This window comes from Paenibacillus curdlanolyticus YK9, assembly GCF_000179615.1.
In the GTDB taxonomy this organism is placed as follows: Bacteria; Bacillota; Bacilli; order Paenibacillales; family Paenibacillaceae; genus Paenibacillus_T; species Paenibacillus_T curdlanolyticus.
On the sequence record NZ_AEDD01000013.1, the window covers coordinates 206,171 to 227,544 of the forward strand.

The 21,374-nt window shown below is 46.9% G+C and carries 13 protein-coding genes; 1 reads left to right on the forward strand and 12 read right to left on the reverse strand.

Annotated elements, in window-relative coordinates:
- Positions 1-352: 352 nt before the first annotated feature.
- Positions 353-1,189: an MBL fold metallo-hydrolase gene (locus PAECUDRAFT_RS22010; protein WP_040713939.1), complete on the reverse strand. Its 837-nt coding sequence runs from the start codon at positions 1,187-1,189 to the stop codon at positions 353-355.
- Between the two features lie 221 nt (positions 1,190-1,410).
- Between PAECUDRAFT_RS22010 and PAECUDRAFT_RS22015 the strand changes: the two genes are divergently transcribed.
- On the forward strand, positions 1,411-3,093 hold the full coding sequence (locus PAECUDRAFT_RS22015) for a ribonuclease J (protein WP_006040372.1): 1,683 nt from the start codon (positions 1,411-1,413) through the stop codon (positions 3,091-3,093).
- A 120-nt stretch (positions 3,094-3,213) separates the two neighbouring features.
- Here PAECUDRAFT_RS22015 and PAECUDRAFT_RS22020 read toward each other — a convergent pair whose 3' ends face one another.
- From PAECUDRAFT_RS22020 to PAECUDRAFT_RS22070, 11 genes are all read right to left on the reverse strand, one after another.
- A complete protein-coding gene (locus PAECUDRAFT_RS22020) occupies positions 3,214-4,290 on the reverse strand; it encodes a hypothetical protein (protein ID WP_006040373.1) in 1,077 nt (358 codons plus the stop codon).
- Between the two features lie 171 nt (positions 4,291-4,461).
- A complete protein-coding gene (locus PAECUDRAFT_RS22025; RefSeq protein ID WP_233516801.1) occupies positions 4,462-9,516 on the reverse strand; it encodes a glycoside hydrolase family 66 protein in 5,055 nt (1,684 codons plus the stop codon).
- A gap of 94 nt (positions 9,517-9,610) precedes the next feature.
- Entirely contained in the window at positions 9,611-11,203 is a 1,593-nt protein-coding gene (locus tag PAECUDRAFT_RS22030) for an ABC transporter substrate-binding protein (protein ID WP_006040375.1), read from the reverse strand.
- 68 nt (positions 11,204-11,271) lie between these two features.
- Positions 11,272-12,159 carry a carbohydrate ABC transporter permease gene (locus PAECUDRAFT_RS22035; RefSeq protein WP_050794413.1) on the reverse strand — a complete coding sequence of 296 codons (888 nt, stop codon included), beginning with the start codon at positions 12,157-12,159 and terminating at the stop codon, positions 11,272-11,274.
- 6 nt (positions 12,160-12,165) lie between these two features.
- Positions 12,166-13,134 (reverse strand): ABC transporter permease, encoded by a 969-nt coding sequence (locus PAECUDRAFT_RS22040; RefSeq protein WP_006040377.1) that lies wholly within the window; start codon positions 13,132-13,134, stop codon positions 12,166-12,168.
- Between the two features lie 83 nt (positions 13,135-13,217).
- Positions 13,218-14,825 (reverse strand): helix-turn-helix domain-containing protein, encoded by a 1,608-nt coding sequence (locus PAECUDRAFT_RS22045; protein ID WP_006040378.1) that lies wholly within the window; start codon positions 14,823-14,825, stop codon positions 13,218-13,220.
- Complete coding sequence (locus PAECUDRAFT_RS22050; RefSeq protein WP_006040379.1) at positions 14,822-16,576, reverse strand: cache domain-containing sensor histidine kinase; 1,755 nt, start codon at positions 16,574-16,576, stop codon at positions 14,822-14,824. The genes PAECUDRAFT_RS22045 and PAECUDRAFT_RS22050 overlap by 4 nt, the downstream gene beginning before the upstream one ends.
- Before the next feature lie 81 nt (positions 16,577-16,657).
- Positions 16,658-18,334, reverse strand: coding sequence for a glycoside hydrolase family 13 protein (locus tag PAECUDRAFT_RS22055; RefSeq protein WP_006040380.1), 1,677 nt, complete (start codon positions 18,332-18,334; stop codon positions 16,658-16,660).
- A gap of 22 nt (positions 18,335-18,356) precedes the next feature.
- On the reverse strand, positions 18,357-19,379 hold the full coding sequence (locus tag PAECUDRAFT_RS22060; protein WP_040713946.1) for a LacI family DNA-binding transcriptional regulator: 1,023 nt from the start codon (positions 19,377-19,379) through the stop codon (positions 18,357-18,359).
- An 87-nt stretch (positions 19,380-19,466) separates the two neighbouring features.
- Positions 19,467-20,198, reverse strand: a complete 732-nt coding sequence (locus tag PAECUDRAFT_RS22065; RefSeq protein WP_006040382.1) for a ThuA domain-containing protein — start codon at positions 20,196-20,198, stop codon at positions 19,467-19,469.
- Positions 20,195-21,259: a Gfo/Idh/MocA family protein gene (locus tag PAECUDRAFT_RS22070; RefSeq protein WP_006040383.1), complete on the reverse strand. Its 1,065-nt coding sequence runs from the start codon at positions 21,257-21,259 to the stop codon at positions 20,195-20,197. The genes PAECUDRAFT_RS22065 and PAECUDRAFT_RS22070 overlap by 4 nt, the downstream gene beginning before the upstream one ends.
- Between the last annotated feature and the right edge of the window lie 115 nt (positions 21,260-21,374).

The window sequence follows — 21,374 nt, forward strand, 5'->3', positions numbered from 1 at the left end:
ATTGCACGCTGTACAACGAGAAAAAGACGATTTGCCTTCACTAGACGCTCCCATTGCAGTTCATGCAACGAGACACGATCCAGAATAGATAAAATGGGCCCGGAATATAGAAAGCCGTCTTTCCCGTTGCACATTTTGCAATGATGTTACCACAGTTCCACGCTCGAGTTTGATTCTATTGTATGAACTGCAATGAGCAGACTGCTGTACGCACCAGCGTCGCCTTCAATATGACATACAGGCGCAAAAAAAGGAGGTGTCCTCAGCCGTCGCGGCTTTTTGGCCCCCCTTTTGTTGCTCCTCGGTTTCATACTGCTCCTTCGCTTGCGAAGGACTCCGTCTCTATACTCCTCTACTTTCCTTCATGAGGTAAAGCGATCTCATCAAAGTCCGTTATCAATCGTTGGAGGCTCGTTGCCAGCAACTCCCCTTCCATCGGTTTGCCGTGCCCCGTTACGGCGATTAATGGCTTCAACGCTTCTAATTGCATGATGGAGTCACGTGCAGAAGGCCAATCCGTCGTAAAGTATTTTGGCGGACCGCTGATTTCCATTTCTTGCATAAATACTTTATAGATAGACTCTTGTTTCACAGTAACAAAAGCATCGCCCGCGATTAAAGCTCTGGCACCCGAATGGAACAATGAAACATGGCCTGGCGTATGCCCTTTCGTGTGAATCCACCTCCATTGCGGAAGATCAGGAATTGACCTGTCCGCTGGCAGCCTCCGCAGCTTGTCTCCGAGATTGATTGGCTCATTAGGGAACCATGGGGACATTCGTGACACCAGTCCTCCACCTACTGAAGGATCAGCTGGCAAATAAGCTTGTTTGCCTGTCAGGAAAGGGAATTCTAATGGATGGGCGTACACGGGCACATCCCAATGCGCAATCAGTTCAATAATCGAACCGACATGGTCGAAATGGCCATGGGTCAGCACAATAGCTCTAGGAGAGCAATTCGGTCCGAAGCGTTGCTCTGCTGCTTGAATGATGTGGCTGGCAGAACCCGGCATCCCGGCATCAATGAGCATCCAATGTTGGTCTTCAGGCGAGCCTACGAACAAAACGTTCACGATCTGGACAGTCAAACCAAATAAATCAGGCATAATCTCTTGGCCGACACCACTTTCTAAGGAGGTCACCGGCAAATAATGATAATCGGATCCATAGGACATTTCTGTTTCAATTTCCATCTCGATGCTAAAGCCCCTCCCAATAACCAGCATGGAACGATAGCCGTTAAGCCATTCATTCGATTCTAGGCGTTGTCTGCAAATTAGAATGAACCTATTCTGACAAAATTATAAATAGAAGCAGATATGTCCGATTCGACAGGCAGAAGCGGAATAAACAGGAAGCGCAAAGGGCAAAACAAATCGGAATTTACAAAGCCCAATGGAGGTTTACCATGCACGAGGTGAAAAACCGGCTCTCAATTATCCCCCTTGGCGGCGTCAATGAGATTGGAAAAAATATGTATGTCATTCAATATGATGACGACATCATCATCGTTGATTGCGGCTCAAAGTTTCCGGATGAAAGCTTATTAGGGATTGATTTAATTGTCCCGGATATTGCTTATTTGCTTGAAAATAAAGAAAAGGTTAGAGGGCTTGTGGTTACCCATGGCCACGAGGACCATATCGGCGGTATCCCTTATATCATTAAACAGTTCAATATGCCGATCTACGCAAGCCGACTTACTTTGGGTCTAATCAAAGGAAAATTAAAAGAACATCGCCTGCTGGGCACGACAGCGTTGCATCAGATTGATGCTGATTCCAAAGTCGTTCTTGGAAGCATTCCGTTAAGTTTTTTTACGACTAGCCATAGTATCCCTGATTGCTTAGGCATCGCCTTTCACACGCCTCAAGGCACAGTCGTACATACTGGCGATTTTAAGTTCGATTTCACTCCGGTCAATGATCAATTCGCTGATATTCATAAAATGGCTGAAATCGGGAAAAACGGTGTGCTTGCCCTTTTGTCTGAAAGCACCAATGCAGAACGTCCCGGCTTCACGCCTTCTGAACGATTAGTCGGCGCAAACATCCTTGAAGCTTTCATAAACGCAGATGGAAAAATATTTATTTCAACCTTTGCGTCCAACGTACATCGATTGCAACAGATTTTCGACGCAGCCGAAAAGACGGGCCGCAAGGTTGCTCTTGCTGGCAGGAGCATGGTGAACGTTGTGGATGTAGCTTCAACGTTAGGGTATTTGAGCATTGCTGCAAACCAGCTTGTGGAACTATCAGAAGTTAACAAATATAAAAACCATGAAATTGTTGTTCTTTGCACGGGAAGCCAAGGGGAACCGATGGCCGCTTTAGGACGAATTGCAAGCGGCAACCATCGCCAGATTGGCATTGCTCCTGGAGACACGGTTATTTTTGCTTCTTCCCCTATCCCAGGCAACGAAAGAAACGTGGCGCGCATTGTAGATAATCTCTTTGCAAGGAAGGCTAAGGTTATCTATGGCTCAGCCACAGTTACGGGGATGCATGTTTCCGGGCATGCAAGCCAAGAGGAATTGAAGCTTATGCTGACGCTGATGCAGCCAAAATACTTTATTCCTATTCATGGCGAATACCGGATGCTTCATTTGCACCGAATATTAGCGGAATCTGTCGGCGTAAACGCAAGCAACATTTTTATCGTTAGCAATGGCGATGTTGTGGATTTCATCGGTTCTGAAGCTATGCAAGAACGAAAAGTAGCTAACGGGAATACGCTTGTGGACGGACTTGGGATTGGTGATGTCGGTAATATCGTCTTGCGCGATCGAAAGGTGTTATCCGCCGACGGCATTCTCATCATCGTGCTGACGCTCGGAAAATCGGACAATAAAATTGTCTCGGGACCTGAAGTCATATCAAGAGGCTTCGTATTCGTGAAGGAATCCGAGGGCTTAATGGAAGAAATTCAACGACTAACTTTAGATGAAATTGAGAGGCTTCAGGAGCAATACACCAAGCTTAACAATCATTGGGGAATCTATAAACAATCGATCAGAGATTCCATCGGGAAATTTTTGTTTGCGAAAACCCAAAGAAGGCCTATGATCCTGCCAATTATCATTCAAGTGTAGTCATACAGAAATCAACACAAGCTTCAGATCATACAAAATAGGCCAACCTAACGTTTAGGTTGGCCCGCCTTTCGGTCAAGTAAAAAGCCGCTCATTCACTTCCCCATCTAACTAAACCCGTTATGGCTTAACTCGGGCACCGATAATTACGGGGGTAGAAGAAACTGCGGGCACCACCATAAAGAAGTTAACCGTAATCGTAGCCCCGGCTGCTACAGGGCCTGTGTCGATCATATCGCAGTAGTAGCCCGGTCCTACCCAAGCGTATGATTGGGATACACCCGCCATATTAACGAAAGGAAATCCGGAACCGCCGGAAGCCGCCGTTTTGCCGATCATAATCAGGAAGTTCTTTGATACAGTGAATGTGTTCTTGATCTTCATCGAAACAGCGTATTGCTGGCCAAAACCGCCTTCAAGCAACCCCGTCGAGTTATTGCCCGTCGGCGCGTAGTCTGTCACTGTCGGGATATCGTCTGTACCGAACACGCCAGGATTCGCAGCCGATCCGCAAACTCTATATGCAATGCCGTTTGTATCAACAGGTGCAATTTCCGCTAAGTTCATAGGATTGTAGTATGTCGGCGCCACGCCTCTCCGCATCGATGGACTTTTCAACGTTGCCCAATCCGTTGCACCGATGTTCGTATTAAGATAGGCAACATCGTAGAAGATCGCATTCGCAGCAGCACCGGTGCTGTTGTTCACGACATTGGTGCGTGCCACAATACCGAAGTTATAACCTGCTGAGATGGTTTGTTGGAAAATCGTCCCGAATGCGTTTGGCTGAATAACGATCGGGGTCGGCAAGTGATTGTTTCCTGAAAAGTACTGTGTCCATCCTGCAATGTCCGAACCGCCATTGGATTGCGTGAGACCATTGTTGGAGGATGAAACGGAAATCGCGAAACTGTTGGGATTGTAAATGAGCAGTGCATGCTTAAACGGTGCGCCCGAGCCATTGGTGTGCCACATATAAACAAGTCCCGCTCCATTTACTGTTGCTTTGTTAAGCCACCGTTTCCCGCCTCCATCCACCAGATCGAAACTACCTAACGCCGGCCCGTTTGTAACACTTTCCGGGTTGTCCGAGTAAAAACAATATCCTCCTTGGCGATTTACTGTACTGGCGCCCTTGCTGGTTAGAATCGTTGGGTTGAGCGCATTCTTTAAAGAGTTTGTTACTAAGGTTGGCATAATCAATCATCCTCCTTTTATCCTGAAGCTCAACGCATTGGCTCAGGTTACTTTATAAAGTGAAAGAAATCTTCTAAATCGCAACCTTGCAGAATATGAAAAACACCTTCAAGATTGTACCCAGCACTTTCGAATTCGAAATCTGGATACACTTGAAGGTGTTTCACTCCGTTAAATACTCGAGTTATTTACTCGATTAAGCAAGTTGTCTAATGCCATAGCTACTTCACTGCGTGTGCAATTGCGCGTCGGAGCAAACTCCCCATTCTGCAATCCTTGCAGGAGTCCATATTCAGTCGCTTTTTTTACGGCGTCCTTCGCCCAGGCTGCGATCTGATCAGCATCCGTATATTCTCTTTCCTTACTCGTGAATGCATGACTGCCAAATGCGCTATATGCCCTTACTAACATAACCGCCAATTCTTGACGGGTAATTGGGGCATTCGGCATAAACTTACCGCCAACACTGCCCTGCACCAATCCTGTCTCATATGCAGCGGTTAGCTCTTCTGCATACCATGCTGTCGCAGGTACATCAATGAACGAAGCATCACTGCCCTTGCTCTCCAGATTCAAAGCTCGTGCTACCATCGCTGCAATCTGTGCTCGAGAGCTCGTTTCAGAAGGTGCAAAGTTAAATTCCGTCACCCCTTTGATCGCTTGCTTCGCAACCAAAGACGAAACTGCCTCGAAAGCCCAATGGGTGCTTGGCACATCTACGAAAGATTTCTCATACTCGAAGAACGCGAATGCCCCCTGCGTTGCTAGTCCGGCATAGAAACTCTTGTCATTCGTATTGTAATGCCCTCCGGCATACGCCCACTGCCCACTCTTTTTGTCATAGACATAAAGACCGAGCAATTTACCGCTCATTTTTAACCCGTCTACACGGTAGGCAAGGTTTACGCCCGGCTCCAGGCTTTCAGTCTCGAGCGTTGTGCCGTCCTTCATCTTCAAAGTCATTTGGAGGGAATAAAAGCCCCCTTTTTGCACGAATGCTTGTGACGGAGTTCCTTTAGCCGGGTTATCAATCGGAGTAAGCTTTACCTCTAGATAAGCCCCTTCCTGCTTGGCTGCACCAGCGCACAGCTTCTTAATCGCACCGGCATTCCAGCTCAATGCAAGCGGTCCGTACTGCAGCTCTAGCTTGTTGCTTCCGAGCAGCTCGCCTGCTTCTGCAGGAATTCGTACAGACTTCATTTCGCTTGGTAATGCAATCATTACTTTGCCGCCATTCGCCTGCTGAAGCTCTTGCACTGTAACAACTTTCAGTCCATCAGCCGCTGGTGGAACCACAACTGGAATGCCTGTACCAGATGAAGAAGAATTGCCGCCAGCATTAAAGATCTGTTGTACCGTGCCCTGTTGGGGATTGCGGTCCACTACGAGCATCGACCAATAAGAGACCGAAGGAACGTTAATGAGGATATGGTCTCCGTTCCAAGTGTAAGTTAGTTCTTTCATGGCTCCTTCATTGCCATCCGGAGTAGCCGCGTATACTTTCAGATTTGGAGCTGCGTCCTGCGTAAGCCCGAGCGCATAATCGACCTGAATATCTTGCAGAAGCGCCGGCTCATTCGCCGCATTGCGCCAATCCGAAACCAAATGAATGAGATCATACGTTTCAAAGCTCGCATTACCAGCATTTGTGCGAACCGTGTACCAAAGCGTATTCGCTGTTCCATCCTTGCTTGTTTGCATAGCATCGCCGTTAGCATCCTTTACGCCGATCGTTCCGGAAGTATCCACCTTGCTATCAAAGAGCAAATTTTCATAGGCAGCGAAGAACTTATAGTAATCTTTCATCGCTTCTTTCGTATTCACCGTCATTTTCTTGCTTCGGTTCGGATAATACTCGTGTGCCAGCATGTTGGGCCCTTCTTCAATCCGTTCCGCAGTGCCGATTTCAATGTGCGTGGCTCCCATTGTTGCCAATGCTGCATCCATTAACCGAACGGAAGGCTCGTTGAAATACCCGGCTGTCACGCCTCGAAGCTGAACCGTGCCCCGCTCATCGTCCGCTTCCGCCTTCAAGGTTACGGTATGATTCCCCGCTGTCATAGCAGGAACGATGACATAGCCGTCTTCGCTGTATCTATCTTTGCTCTCGGTGCCCGAGAACCAAACTTTCAAGTCATTCCCGCCTGCATCTTTTGCCCGAACGCCATCGATATAAACGGAACGAGAGGTGCTCGCGCCAGCATTCGAGTAAGTGAAGATCAAGCTTTGCTCGCCAGTCTGCGGAATCGTCACTGGATACGTCACCTGTTGGCCAATTTCACCGAAGTTAATGACCGTATCTTTATACAGGGAAAAAGTTTCTGCTTCCCGAATGCTTTCCGCCTCATAGGCATAAGCTTCATCCGCTGGAGAGCCGCTTGTTTGAACGGTCAGCTTATCTAGCTTGATCCCATTGTCTGCCTGAGCATTCATTTTAATTTCAATGCGATTGTTCCCTTGCTGCAGCTGTACGCCGCTTGTTACGGCTGTCTGCCAAGAATTGCCCAGCGTAGGCACAAAGCTTACCGGTACGCTTTGCCCGTCGCCAACCGTTACGCTGCGAATCGCCGTCCCTGCGTTTGGCGCATTATTCTGGTACACCCAGTTCAGATCATAACTGCCAGCTGCATCTGCCGTCACATCGAATACAACCCGGTCATTCTCATTATTGAAATCATATACATAGCCTACCAATGGCACGACACCGCCGTCACCCTGTGCGCTGCCCGTGCTGTATTCAAAACCGCCAACAAGGATGCCCCCAACGTTAATATATTGCCCGCTAGACTCCATCTTCAGCGTCACTTCGTGCTTGCCTGCCGGAATTGCTACCGTCAGCGTCTTCGGCTGCATTGCACCATCCCAACCGCCTGATGTCCGCAGGAACGCCACATTCTGTGCCTGCTGCGCGGGCTGGCCATCGACTAGCACCGACATGACAGGATCGTTATCGCCGTGGTATAGCACAGTAATGCTATCGACAGCTTGGGCGTTATTCACTGTATAAGTGATGCTCTGACCCGCTTGGCCAAAGTTATCCGTCTTGCTTTCGCTCTGCTTAATGCTGTTTGTCTGCGGAATATCCGCGTAGAGCGCATAATATTTATTTGCCCCGACAGTCATATATTGCAGTTTGATGCCCATATCATCCTTAGGGGCTGCTAGTTTGACCGTATTGTTGCCTGCAGCTAGATGCACAGTAGACATGTTTTCCCGTTTCGTGAATTTATCCCATGCGCCTGCTCCTTGAAACGCTACACGGCCTTGTTGGACATCATTCACAACGAGTTCGCGATCTACACTCTGCCAGTCAGAGGCATAACTGAACCCAAGCGGATAGTCTCCTTCAGCAGGCACATTCACGTGGAAGGTTACATAGTCGCCTTTCGTATCAAAGTTATAGACATTGCTATACTGATCGACAATGACCGTATCCAGCTTAGCATCTACCGCTTCAAAGCGTTCTTCAATCCCTTGTCCCTTTACATCAAGGCTCGCCAAATTCAACCATAGCCCATTCGTATTCAATGTTAACTTGACGGTATTCGTCCCTGCCTCAAGCTCAAGATTCACTTTGGACCCAGATACCGGATTACCCCATCCCGTATTTGAATCAAATGCTATTGCATCTGCAGCAACCTGACCGTTTACCGTTAACTTCCCCTCTGGATACCCAGACCCGTTGCCTTGGCCATAATTTAGTGTCAGCTCGTATGATCCCTTAACGGGCGCGTTAACCGTGAAGGTAACCGCATCCGTATCCTTACGACCAAAGTTGCCGACCCACCCGTATGCCTTGGTTATACGGGATTGATAATCTGCTTCTGCCGGTACATCCATTGCATCAGTGCCACGGGTCGTCACTCCTGTCGCCTGCTTATAGTTCATGTAGCCAGCGATGACCATCGCTTTGCCCCCGTTTTTTCCTCTCGTATCCTCTACGACTTTCTGCAAGTCACGATATTGATTGCGATCCTGCCATATTTCACTATAATCAAAGTCTGTTTTCGTTTGTGGATTCGTAACCGCACTATAGTCGGCATTGCCGCCAACCATGTTGAGCGTAACATCGCTTTTCTTTGGATTGTTCGCTACAAGCGAATCCTTGACGGCGCCAATCAACTTATCGTAATCCAGCGAGTAATATCGTTTGTTTCCGTTGTAATCGTAAAGGAAATCATTGTCGCTAGCGCCCCATTGATCGAGATGAATCCCATCGAAGCCAAATACATTCACCGAACGATTAAATTGTTTCGATATATACGCCTGCCATGCCGTATTTCCGGGATCCTGCAAAAACAAGGATGTTGGCTTGCCATTAACTTCAAATGTAAACCCGTTCTGATCCTTCTGCGGATTTGTTGGGTCAAGGGGGAACTGCGCTGACTTGTTATACAATCCCCATTCCGGGCTAACGCCGAAATCCGTATAATTCTCTCGGGCTGCGTAATTCATCTGATAAGCCATTGCAGCAGACCCATATTTTTGTGCCGATTCTACCTGCTGCTTGACGGACATTGGATAAAGCGTTCGCCCAAGCAGATCAGTATAATGGGTGCTAGCATTGATTTCTTCCGTAATATAATTGCCATTCCCATCCTTCAGCGGTTTGCCGTTTTCATCGGTTTTGGAATAAACCGAGACGTCGTGACGCCACATCCAATCGTAAAACTGATACCCATTCAGATAGTAATCTTGCGATAATTGCTTTAGCTTAGCATCGCTTTGCTCTGCCGTTTCATTCGGAAACTCACTAACATACCCATAACGCGGATACCGTTTCCAATCGCTTGATACATCAATGGCAGCGGTTGCAAAATCATTCTCGCTAGCGCCATTCACCGATGCCTTCACCAAATAGCCTGTAAAATCCCGTTCGGGCGCTTTCCATTTGACCTGCAGCTCCCCTTGTCCTTGCTTCACCGCTACCGTCTTTGCTCCACTAGCTACTAACTCATTGATTTGATAAATTTGCAAATTCAATGTTCCCGTCCAGTCCACTCGGTCCGCCAGCTTGATTGTCAGCGTGACTTCTTCACCAGGCAGATAGCGCGCTTTATCTACAGAAATTGAAGTAACCGTTTTCAACATTTCTTGCATGGTTGCTATTCCATTTGCTGCTCCAGCATGTGCGACTTGTGCATCTCCTGCGTTGCCTTGAAACGGAATCTCTCCTTGTCCCGCAGCAATGACGGATAACGTGCAGAGCAATATTGTTTTCTTCATCCCCATAATATCCTCCTAATAATTGTAAAATTGGCTTCTTGCACGTACAAACAAAGGGTATAACCGCGTAAGTTATACCCTTTGCAACTACTTCTTATTTGCCGTTAGCCTTGAGCCAAGCGTCGAGCTGCTTCTGTGCTTCCGCAATAACTTTGCCCGCTCCCGCTGCATTTTGCTTTTCGATCATTTTCGGAATGTTAACCTCAGGATCGAGTTGGCCCGATTTGATGCCATCCGCAAATGCTTTCTGTGCTGTATCAATTGCAATCATTTCGTTCTTCACCGGCTCTGGATCAAAGATGAATCCGAAAATACGGGATGGATTCTCAGACACCATTGCATTGAACTTCTCGTAATTCTCATATTTCTTTGGATCTTCGCCAACACGCGTATAGTTCAACATCTGGTTGCCGATTTGCCACATAATATCATGATAGTAGCCTACATCATTGTTCGTTTTGCCTTCTGGCAATGCGATTTGCCCGTCCTTCATCACATAATGCTTGCCCTCGACACCAAAGTTGAATAACGTGAGCAATTTTTGATCTTTAAAGAACAGATTTAATAGCATCATTGCGCGAGCAGGGTCCTTGGATGTCTTGGAAATCGCCTGCATGGTTGCTGTCATCTTGCCGGTTTGCAATCGGTCAACATTCAATGGAATTTGCAATACTTCGCGGCCTGCTTTCAAAGAGCCGTTCGGCGATTTCGCCACGGAGCCGATCGACATATCTGCGATAATATCCATATCCCCAACTAGAGCAAACGCCTTGCCTGACTGGAACTTTTTCCATACGTCAAGGCCAGGAGTCAAAGCGTCTTTGTTGATATAACCGGCTTTAAACCACTTAAAGGTGAGCTTCGCTAGTTCCATATAGCGCGGAGTAGAGAACGTGTTAACAACCGTATAGTCCTTCGGATCTGTTCCCAGAACATTCACGACAGCCAAGCTGCCGACGCTATCCGTCGTCCCGGAAGAGTAGTACGCTTCAAGCGGGAAACTTGGAGCAACGAGTGGCGTTATGCCTGGCTCGTTCGCTTTGATTGTCGCCAACATCGAATCCAGTTCTTCCACCTTGCCGGATTTGAACACGCTCAAATCAAACTTATATTTATCTACCAAAGCTTTATCGAGATAGACGCCTTGGGTTCCGCCCAATTCCTGATGCGTATGAATGCCGTATAGCTTGCCGCCGCGTTTAGCTGGCTCGTGGTAATCCTTCTCTACTGCTTCAATATCGGGTCCATATTGTGCCAACAGATCGTTCAACGGGAGCAAACCGCCTTTAGATACCTGTTGGTTATACCCGAGCCAATCCGCTGTAAACATCAGATCGAACTTCTCGCTTGAAGCCATCATTAAATTGGTTTTATCGCTCCACGCGCCCCAATCGATCGGATTCAGCTTAACGGTCATATTTAGATCGGGGTAAGTCTGCTTCAAATAGTCATTCATTGCGCTTTGCACAGTTCCAATATCATCTTGCGGCGAATCCGGATAAACCATAACAACCTCATAGGGCGATAACGACTTCGTTCCATCTGCGTTCGTTTTCGTTGTTGCCCCTTCTCCGCCTGCATTGCCATTGCCTTCGGAATTTTTGCCGCTCGAGCAACCTGTTGTTGCAAGCGCAACAGACATTAGCAGTGTCGTCAACACCATAGATGCTTTCTTGAATCGTTTCATGTTGTAACCCCCCTAAGAATTAGCAAGTATAATGGCCTTCTATATACTAAACCGAAATAATTTCGGATCTAGCCCTTCACAGCACCTACAGTCAAGCCTTTAACGAAGTACTTCTGTAGAAACGGAAACACGAGCACGAGCGGTCCTATTGCGACCATAGCCATCGCCATTCGAATCGATTCCAGCGGCTGCGTCACATTCGCTGTATTACTATAGGCTTTGTCGGCTATAGATTGTAGAAAAGCTGCATTCATCAGTGTTTTGTTAAGCAAGTACTGCAACGAGTAGAGATTCTCATTACTTATGAACACCAAGCTTGTAAACCAGTCGTTCCAGTACGATACTACCGTGAACAAACCGATCGTTGCCATGACTGGCAAAGAAAGCGGCAAAATGATACTGAAGTACGTTCGATACTCACTTGCTCCATCAATCTGAGCGGAATCAAGCAAGGATGGCGGAATGCTGTTGGTAAAGAACGTACGCATTATAAACACATTGAAACCACTAAGCAGCCCCGGCAATATGAGCGCCAACAACGTATCCTGCACATGGAGGAACCTCGTGTATACGAGATACCAAGGCAGCAGGCCGCCAGAGAACAGCATGGTGAAAAACACGTAAAAACCAAGGGCATTTCTAAACGGAAAATCAATTCTAGACAGCGTGTAAGCCATCGCAGATGTAATGAATAAGCTGGCGACCACACCTACAACCGTGACAAAAATCGTCACCCCGTAAGCACGAATAATATTGGCGGAGTCGTGAATCAAATATTGATAAGCGACCAGATCAATTTTTTTGGGCCAGAAACGATAGCCGTACGAGGCGATATCATTCTCATTCGAAATGGACACCGTCAGCACGAGCCAGAACGGGATCACGCACGCCAAACTGAAAAGGCTTAAAAATACAATGATAAACGGGTTCGTTCGCTTGTTTAACACCTCGCCCATCCTCTCCTAGAACAACGCGTTCTCTTTGCTGAATTTTCTTACGATGAAGTTGACTGAAATCACAAGCACGAATCCTACAACCGACTGTAAAAGGCCGGCTGAAGAGGCAAGTCCCGTATCTCCCGTTACCAGCAACGCATTGTAGACGTAGGTATCGATAACTTCGGTCGTTTCCTTCAGCATCGAGGAGGCCATAGTCGCTTGATAGAACAATCCGAAATCCGCACTGAAAATTCTTCCTATCGCTAACAGCGTCAAAATGATAATAACCGGCGTGATCAGCGGAATCGTAATGGCCGTCATTTGCCTCCACTTGCCTGCGCCATCAATCTTGGCCGCTTCATAATATTCTTGGTCAATTCCGATAATGGCAGCTAGATAGACGATGGCAGCATAGCCGACTGATTTCCAAGTATTAACGATTGTCAGGATATAGGGCCAATACTCCGGCGAAGCATACCACGCTACCGTTTCTTTCCCCATCGGTTCCAATATCGATTTATTAACGAAACCGAGCTCTGGATTCAAGAAACCGAATACCAAATAGCCAACGATAACCATGGAGACGAAATTAGGCAATATTGCGGTGCTTTGGAACACCTTCGATAACACTCGGTTTTTCACTTCATTGAGCAGAATCGCAAGAAGCACAGCAAGCACGGTGTTGATGACTAGAAAAGCAACGTTGTACAGCAGCGTGTGCTTAATAATTTTCCATGCGTCATTGGATGCAAATAGAAACTCGAAGTTTTTAAACCCGACCCATTTGCTTCCCCATATCCCCTCGGTATAGTTCAAATCCTTAAAAGCAAGGAAAATCCCGAACATAGGGAGATAGTTGTTGATGAATAGCATGATAATCCCTGGCAACGCTAAAATAATAAGTGCTCGATAATGCCATACTTTTTTCAGAACACTTTTTCGACGAGTATGCGTCTGGGCATTCTTTCCTACCGCTAAATCTACTGCGGCCATACGCTCCACCTACTTGTTTAGTTTTGTATGACCTCAGTATACTTCGAACGTTGTTGCGCCTCCGCCGTTTTTGTAACCTGGGTTTAGTCGTTTTGTGACATTGCGTTGCGATATTCCTGTGGGTTCATGCCAAACTGCTTTTTGAACATTTTTGTAAAATGCGAGAAGTTACTGTAGCCAACCTGCAGTGCAACTCCACTTACTGTCAGCGAAGTTGATTCCAATAATTGCTTGGCACGTTTCATCTTTGTCTCAATGAGATAATCAATCAAATTGGCGCCCGTTTCTTTCTTGAAAAGGCGAGACAAATACGCCGGATTCAAATTCACATGATTGGCCACGTCATCCCGTGAGATATTCTCCTCCACTTGCTCCTTTATGAATTGAATCACTTTCTTCACAACCCCATCCGATTCCCTATTGGCTAGAACAGTATCCATAACGGCCCATATCAGATTTTCAGACCAATGCTTGTACTGCGATAAGTTGCGGATTGGAATCGCTGTCAAGATTGAAAATTGAGGCACATCATCCGCTTTAATCCCCTTAACATGAAGATAATTGTAGACAACCTGCAGCGTATCATGGTAATACGTATCCAACTGCTGTTGAGTAAGCGTTGGCGTCGCTTCAAGCTGTTCTATGCTCTGATGAATCAGCTCGATCAGCTTGTCCCGCTCTCCATTGAGCATATAGGCCGACCATAGCGAAACGTCGATGTGGTTGGGGACTGGCAAGGAGCCAACCGTAACCGCTTGCGGCTTGTAAAAAATGACAGACTCCTTTTGGTTAACATTGTTCCGCTCCATGCTCTTCAGCGCTTCGCACAATCGAGATACCTCCTGCAATTGCGCCAGACGGCCGACATAACAAGTGACCTGACAGTAAAAGTAGGTACGGCAAACATCAATAAACCTCGTGCAGGCCTGCGTCCAATCATCCCCGCTAAAACCATTCTCCCGGACCAACACCAATAGCACTCCGCTCCGATCTGTAATAACATCACCGGCGTAATGGGAGCCTGATAGAAAAACCTCTTCTGCCGCCTTCTTTAATGCATATTCCATAATCTCCTGATCTCGCGCATCCAATGGCTTCTGCCATTCCTCAATGCTTATTAGAATGGGCATGACCTTGTCCGTTGCACCCAAATCTAATTGCGCATCTTGAATGGCTCGTTCTAGAAAATCGCCAAAGGCAAAGATGCGCCGGGACAGCAAATCCTGCCAGAAACGCTCAGCCAACAGGGGCTGCTGCTTTTTCCACAATTCCTTGTACTTTAGATACATCTCGTTATGCTGTATGCTCTCTTCCTTCTCTTTAATTGCCTGAAGCATACGTTTAACTGCTTGTGCCAGCTCCTCTCCATCCACAGGCTTGAGCAGATAATCAAAGCTGCCCAAATTGATAGCCTGCTTGGCATAAGTAAACTCCGAATGGCAGGTAAGAAATAACGATTCGGTACATGGAGAATTTTCCTTCGTCCAGCGAACGAGCGACAGCCCGTCTTCATCCGGCATCTCAATATCACAAATCAGGATGTCAATTCGGTACTCCATTAGAATTTTTCTCGCTTCATCGGCATGATTGGCCGTATGCACCGATTCAATCCCTAATGCACGCCAGTCTGCACACTGGCAAATTCCCTCAACAGCAAACCGTTCATCATCCACAACCAGCATTTGCGTCATCGCTCATCCTGCTCCTTTACATGTTCGATCGGAAGATGCAACCGTACTCCTAATCCGCGTGGCGCATTGTGAAAGAAAACAATTGCCGCTTGATCGCCATAGCGAATCGACATCCTTCTTTTCACATTCCAAATTCCGATATGATTGCCTTCCGACACCTGCCCCCTCCATTCCGTCGATAAGGCTTCGAGCAGCTCAGGCGAGACCCCTTTGCCACTATCCTTCACTTCCAGAACCATTCGTTTGTTATCTGCTTGGTCTAGTCCTGCTAAAATATGCAGCGTGAACGGCTCGCCCTTCACGCTCATGCCGTGTATCATCGCATTTTCGACAAAAGGCTGGACAATAAGCGAGGGAATTTGTGCTTCTCGCAGCTCCTCTGCAATGTCTAGCTTAAATTCGAAAGATTCTTGATAACGCATCTTTTGGATTTCCAAGTAATTGCGGATATGCGCGATCTCCTGATCGACCGTGATTGTATCTCGACTCGCATTTAACATGAACCGAAAATACTGAACGACATGGCGGACGGTCTTTTTCACCAGCTCAAAGCGTTTCATGTCTGCTAATTGAAAAATGATGTTTAACGTATTAAGAAAGAAATGGGGATTAATTTGCATCTGCAAATGCTTCATCTCGGCCTTCTGCGCATTCAACCTTTCTTCATACACGCCGATCTTTAAACCTTTGATTTCATCCACCATCGTATTGAAGGTGTGGTGAATGATATCAAATTCGGTGATGGAAGAGCCCGGCAGCTTCATTTCCATATCCCCGTCTTTCGTTCTGCGAATTGCCCCGAGAAGCAGAAGGATCGGATGATAAATTATTCTTCGCAAAATATACAAATAAATAAGCAGAATAAGGAACACGATCAAAGGAAGCAGATAAGTAAAGGTTTCGAAACTTTTCAGCCCTCGCAACAGCTCAGAATAAGGCAGAACAACGGCCATGTTGATCCTGCTGACAGGAGAGCTGCTCGTTATAATAAAAAGATCTTCTCCCTCGTCCGAAAAGGAAAAAGAGGTATTCGCCATCAGCTTCTCAGCCGGTAACCGGAACTTCTTATTTAAAGTTGGAGAAATGTCAGATAGGACTGTCCCGTCTTCGCCTGCGAACAAGACGTCTCCGCCTTCACGCAAATCGAGATTCCCCAACGCCATTTTCAAAGTGTTCACGTTGATTAGCGCACCTATGAACGTGTTATTGCTCGTATCGTTGCCCACAACCCGGTGAAGAAAATGTTGATTGCCGATTCGCACGATCGACCATTGATACATCAAGGATTGTCGTGCATCAGATGTTTCCAGGGAATTAGTGATCCAATCTTTAACCTGATCATGATCCGATCCCGGAATGACATTGGTCGTTGCAAGCCGATCCGTTGCCCTGGAATAAATGTAGAACATGTCCACCGTATGATAGTAGGAGCGATAGGCTGTGTTCCGTTGAAGGAGCTCCATTTGGGCAAAATAATACTCGGAATCGGTGAGGTCACTCCTCCCGAACTTCTGGAAATTCTCATCATGATCAACGATATAAACCATGTTCGTTGTAATATCATTCAAACTCCGATCGATCATATGAAGATTGGAGTTAACCAAGTTTTGATAAGAATTGGCTACTTGCGTTAGAACAATTTTTTGAGCGTAATGGCCGGCACCAAATAATATAAGAAGCAACGGAAGCGCAAGAGCAGAGAAAAGCAGAATGAATCGGGAGCTAAGTTTCCTTGATTTCTTATGTTTCATTTCAAGCCTGACCCCCTCGTGCAAGTTTGAATAAAATGCGTAACGGGCCCACCAGTGCAGACCCGTCACGCATTTTATTAGTTAACATTGGAGTTTATAGACAAGGGCTTCGTACGGTCGCAACGTTATGCTCCGAATATCCGTGTCAGCTTTTGCCTCGTAATTACTAATCAATAATTCATGCTTATGGAACGTAATGTCATCCGGCAGTTGGAATTGTGCAGGCTCCTTGAAGAAATTCAGTACAACGAGCAGCTTCTCATCCCCCAGCGTACGAACGTAAGCAAATAGATTTGTGCTGTCCTCCATCAATAATCGGAAGGCTACGTAACCGGTTACGTTATGCGCATAACGAAGCTCGATTAACTTCCTGTAATAATGATAAATGGAATGCGGGTCTTTTACCGCTTGTTCGGCATTGATGCTCTGATAATTAGGATTAACGGCAATCCACGGCGTCCCCGTTGTAAATCCGGCATGCTCGCTTCCATCCCATTGCATTGGCGTTCGTCCATTATCTCTGCCCTTCACATAGATGGCGTTCATAATGGTGCCAATATCTTCGCCGGCAGCCAAGTGCTCCTCGTACATGTTCAATGTTTCAATATCTTTATACTCGCTGATGGAGTTAAACTTCACATTGGTCATGCCAAGCTCTTCGCCTTGATAAATATAAGGTGTTCCTTGAAGCGTATGGAGCAACGTTGCCAGCATTTTAGCCGATTCCATACGATAGACCGTATCGTCACCGAACCGGGAAAGCATGCGAGGTTGATCATGGTTATTCAGATACAGGCTATTCCAGCCTTTGCCTTCCAACCCGATCTGCCACTTCGCAATAATTTGTTTCATTTCTCGCAGATCCCAAGGTTTTACGTCCCATTTGCCGTGTTGGCCTGAATCAACTTCCATCAGCTCAAAATGAAATACCATGTTCAATTCGTCCCTGTCCTCGCCAACATAAAGCGCTGCATCCTCTGGCGTTACTCCGATCGTCTCGCCAACCGTCATAATATCGTATTTGGACAATACCTCACGATTCATCTCTTTCAAGTACTCGTGTACGCGCGGACCGTTCATGAAGTGCTCGCCGCCAAAATGGTATCCCTCTCCATTGCCAACCGATGGCAGCTGAGGCACTTTGGAGATCAAATTGATTACATCCATCCGGAATCCGTCGATTCCTTTGTCGAGCCACCAAGTCATCATCTTATAGATCTCTTGGCGAAGCTTTGGATTTTCCCAATTAAGATCCGGCTGTTTTTTGGAGAATAGATGCAGGAAATATTCGTTTGTGCCTTCATCGAACTGCCAAGCTGAACCGCTGAAGAAGGACCCCCAGTCGTTCGGTTCGCTTCCGTCCGCGCCAGGCCGCCAAATGTAATAGTCTCTATAAGGGTTGTCTTTCGACTTGCGGGATTCCACGAACCAAGCATGCTCATCGGAGCTATGGTTGACGACTAGATCCATAATGAGCTTCATATCACGATTATGGATTTGCGCAAGAAGCTCTTCCCAGTCCTCGATTGTCCCGAATTCCTTCATAATGGATTGGTAGTTGCTTATATCGTAGCCATTGTCATCATTGGGCGATTCGTAAACCGGACACAGCCAGATCACATCCACGCCCAGCAGCTTCAAATAATCCAGTTTAGAAATAATGCCCGGGATATCGCCAATGCCATCCCCGTTGCTATCCATAAAACTGCGCGGATAGATTTGATACACAACGCTATCTTTCCACCACTTGTTTGCCATTTATTCCAATCCCCTAACCTTTCTATAATGAGTTGAGTTCCTTTACGGTCTGCCTTTCCATAATACGGTGCGGCAGGATAAGGCTTGTTGCCACCTGTCCCGTTTTAGCCATCTCCAACAATTTCCCTGCAGCCTCCTGCCCGAGCTCCCTTAGAGGCTGATGAACGGTAGAGAGAGGCGGATGAACCATCGTAGAAAGCCGGATATCGTCAAAACCAATAATGGACAATTGATCCGGCACATGAATTCCCGCTTTAGCTGCATAATGCATAGCGCCGATTGCCATTTCATCGCTAGCGGCAAACACCGCTGTAAATTCAACATTATCCCTCAGCAATTGTTCCATGGCTTGAGCTCCGCTTTCATAGAAGAAGTTCCCATAAGCAATCCATTGTTGATTAACGGCAAGTCCATGATCGAGAAGCGCTTGCGTATAGCCTTCCATTCTCGGAATCGTTGCATTTAGGTCCTCCGGTGTGCCGCTAATCATCGCAATTTGCCTATGGCCTTTAGTGATCAGATAGTTGGTAGCATCGTAAGCGGCCTGACGGTCATCTATTTTGATGTGTGGATATTGAGGATCGTCGGTAGCGGATGAAACCAAGACGACAGGGATTTTCATCGCACGAAGCTCCTCTTTATAAGCCTCCGTCAACACCTCACTGACGAAAATGAGACCGTCCACCTGCTTTTCGCGGAGCACCTGCAAGTAATCTAGCGTTCGATGGCCATCTGTATCCGTGTTGCATACTAACACGCTATAACGATGGTTATGGGCATACTCTTCAATGCCATGCAGCAGGGCTGATGAGAACTCGCTGTTGAGTGCAGGGAAGAGAACGCCAATCGTCTGAGTTTGCCTGTTGTTCAAGGATCGGGCAATCGCATTTGGACGGAAGCCCATTTGCTCAATCGTCTCCATCACTTTCTGCTTTGTTTTGTCAGAATAACCGCCCAGATCGTTCAATATTCTTGAAACAGTCGCGACAGAAACATCTGCTTTCTTAGCGACATCTCTTATTGTAGGTATAGCGTTCGCGCTCATAAGCCACATCCCATACTCGAATTCCTGCTTTCACACGTTTACGTAACCGGTTACTCAGAGTATAAATTCGAATATGCATGGCGTCAATTAGCTGTTTATTGGCTCGATCGGGTTTACGCGACCATAGGATACGGAAGCCCCCTGTGCAGGTGCAGCCCATTTTACAGCGTTTTTAATCACTTGCAAAATTTGTGGGTGATGGTACACCGGGAATGTTTCATGCCCTGGACGGAAATAGAACAGCTTCCCTTTGCCTCTTCGATAGCAGCAGCCACTGCGGAATACTTCACCGCCCTCAAACCAGGAAATAAACACCAATTCATCCGGAGCTGGGATTTCAAACCGCTCGCCATACATTTCTTCTTTCGGAATCTCGATGTATTCATCCAAACCATCCGCAATTGGGTGCCCGTGTTCAATGACCCATAGTCGCTCCCTCTCGCCGTCATCCCTCCACTTAAGCGCCCCAGTGCGGGTACCCAACAATCGTTCGAACACTTTGGAGCCGTGGCCCGAGTGAAGCACGATTAGGCCCATGCCTTGCAAAACACGGTCTCTCACCTTATCTGCGATGTCGTCCCTAACATCACCGTGCGCCATATGCCCCCACCAGATTAATACATCCGTTTGATTAAGCACGTCATCCGATAACCCATGATCAGGTTCGTCAAGCGTCGCCGTCACCACTTTCAATGCGTCTACGTTTTGCAAATAACCTGCTATCGCATGATGAATCCCTTCTGGATAAATCGCTGCAACCTGGGGATTGGTCTTCTCATGCCGATACTCGTTCCATACCGTTACTTTAATCGTTTTCATGAAGTCTTCATCTCCTTTTTAATGGAAATCCATTTTTGCTCCGTGAACGATTGAATAATGGCGTCAACTGCCAATTGGTTTACGTAACCGTCCGTCATCGTCGCATCGTACCCGTCTCCCATCCCATTCACGAGATCGAAAAATGCTTGCATTTGCCCGACTTTACACTCGTCTGGAGCTTCAACCTTGCGGAATTCCATGTCGTTCTCATCTGCAAGCTTCACCTGAAGCGTATCCTCATCTTCCAAGTTGTAAATTAATGCACCCTTGGTTCCATAAATTTCGATCTGCTGATAATTTCCTCGGCCATACGCAAAGCGCGAGATCATCATTGCTGAAGAGATGCCGCCCTCGATCCGAGATAGGACATGGCAGTAATCATCGACATCAACCGCTCCTTTACCCGAGCCGTCAAGAAGCTCGCGTTCAGCGATCACCGTATCTGCATCTGCCAGCACACGTTGCGTGTCTCCGATAAGAAAACGGGTTAGATCCAGAATGTGGCTTCCCAGGTCTCCGATCGCTCCGGAGCCGGTCAGTTCCTTACGAAACCGCCACACTAACGGAATGTCGTCTCGAAGCGCCCAGCTTTGAAGATATTGGCTATACACATGATGAATTGTTCCGAGTTTGCCCTCATCAATCAATTGCTTCGCATATCTGACGGCGCTCTTATACCGATAAGAGAAACAAATGAAGTGCGGCAGCGGCTTTTGTTCGATTAATTGCTGCAGAATAGCTGCTTCGCTAGCATTTAATGCAACCGGCTTCTCAAGAGCAAATGTTTTGCCGTTCTCAATGGCCGACTTCGCGATCTCGAAATGGTTATTGTTTGGCGTTCCAATCGTGACAGCATCCAGTTCAGGATCTTGGAGCATAATCTCATAATCCAGATAAGTGCGTGAAGCCGGAATATCCCATTCTTTGCTTCTGCGCTCAAGTAATTCTGCATTGCAATCACTGATTGCCCAAATCTCTGCATCAGGGCTTTCCAGTATCCCTTTGCTGTGAAAATCCGCGATGCCGCCCAGCCCGATTAGGCCGACTTTGAGCTTAGCCATATACGTATCACCCTCACAATAGGTTGGTTGAACTTCATTTCAAGCATAGACTGTGATAGGATGAATGAAAATGTCGGATAAAGACTATTTTTGTACAAAAGCGACTTTAATAAAA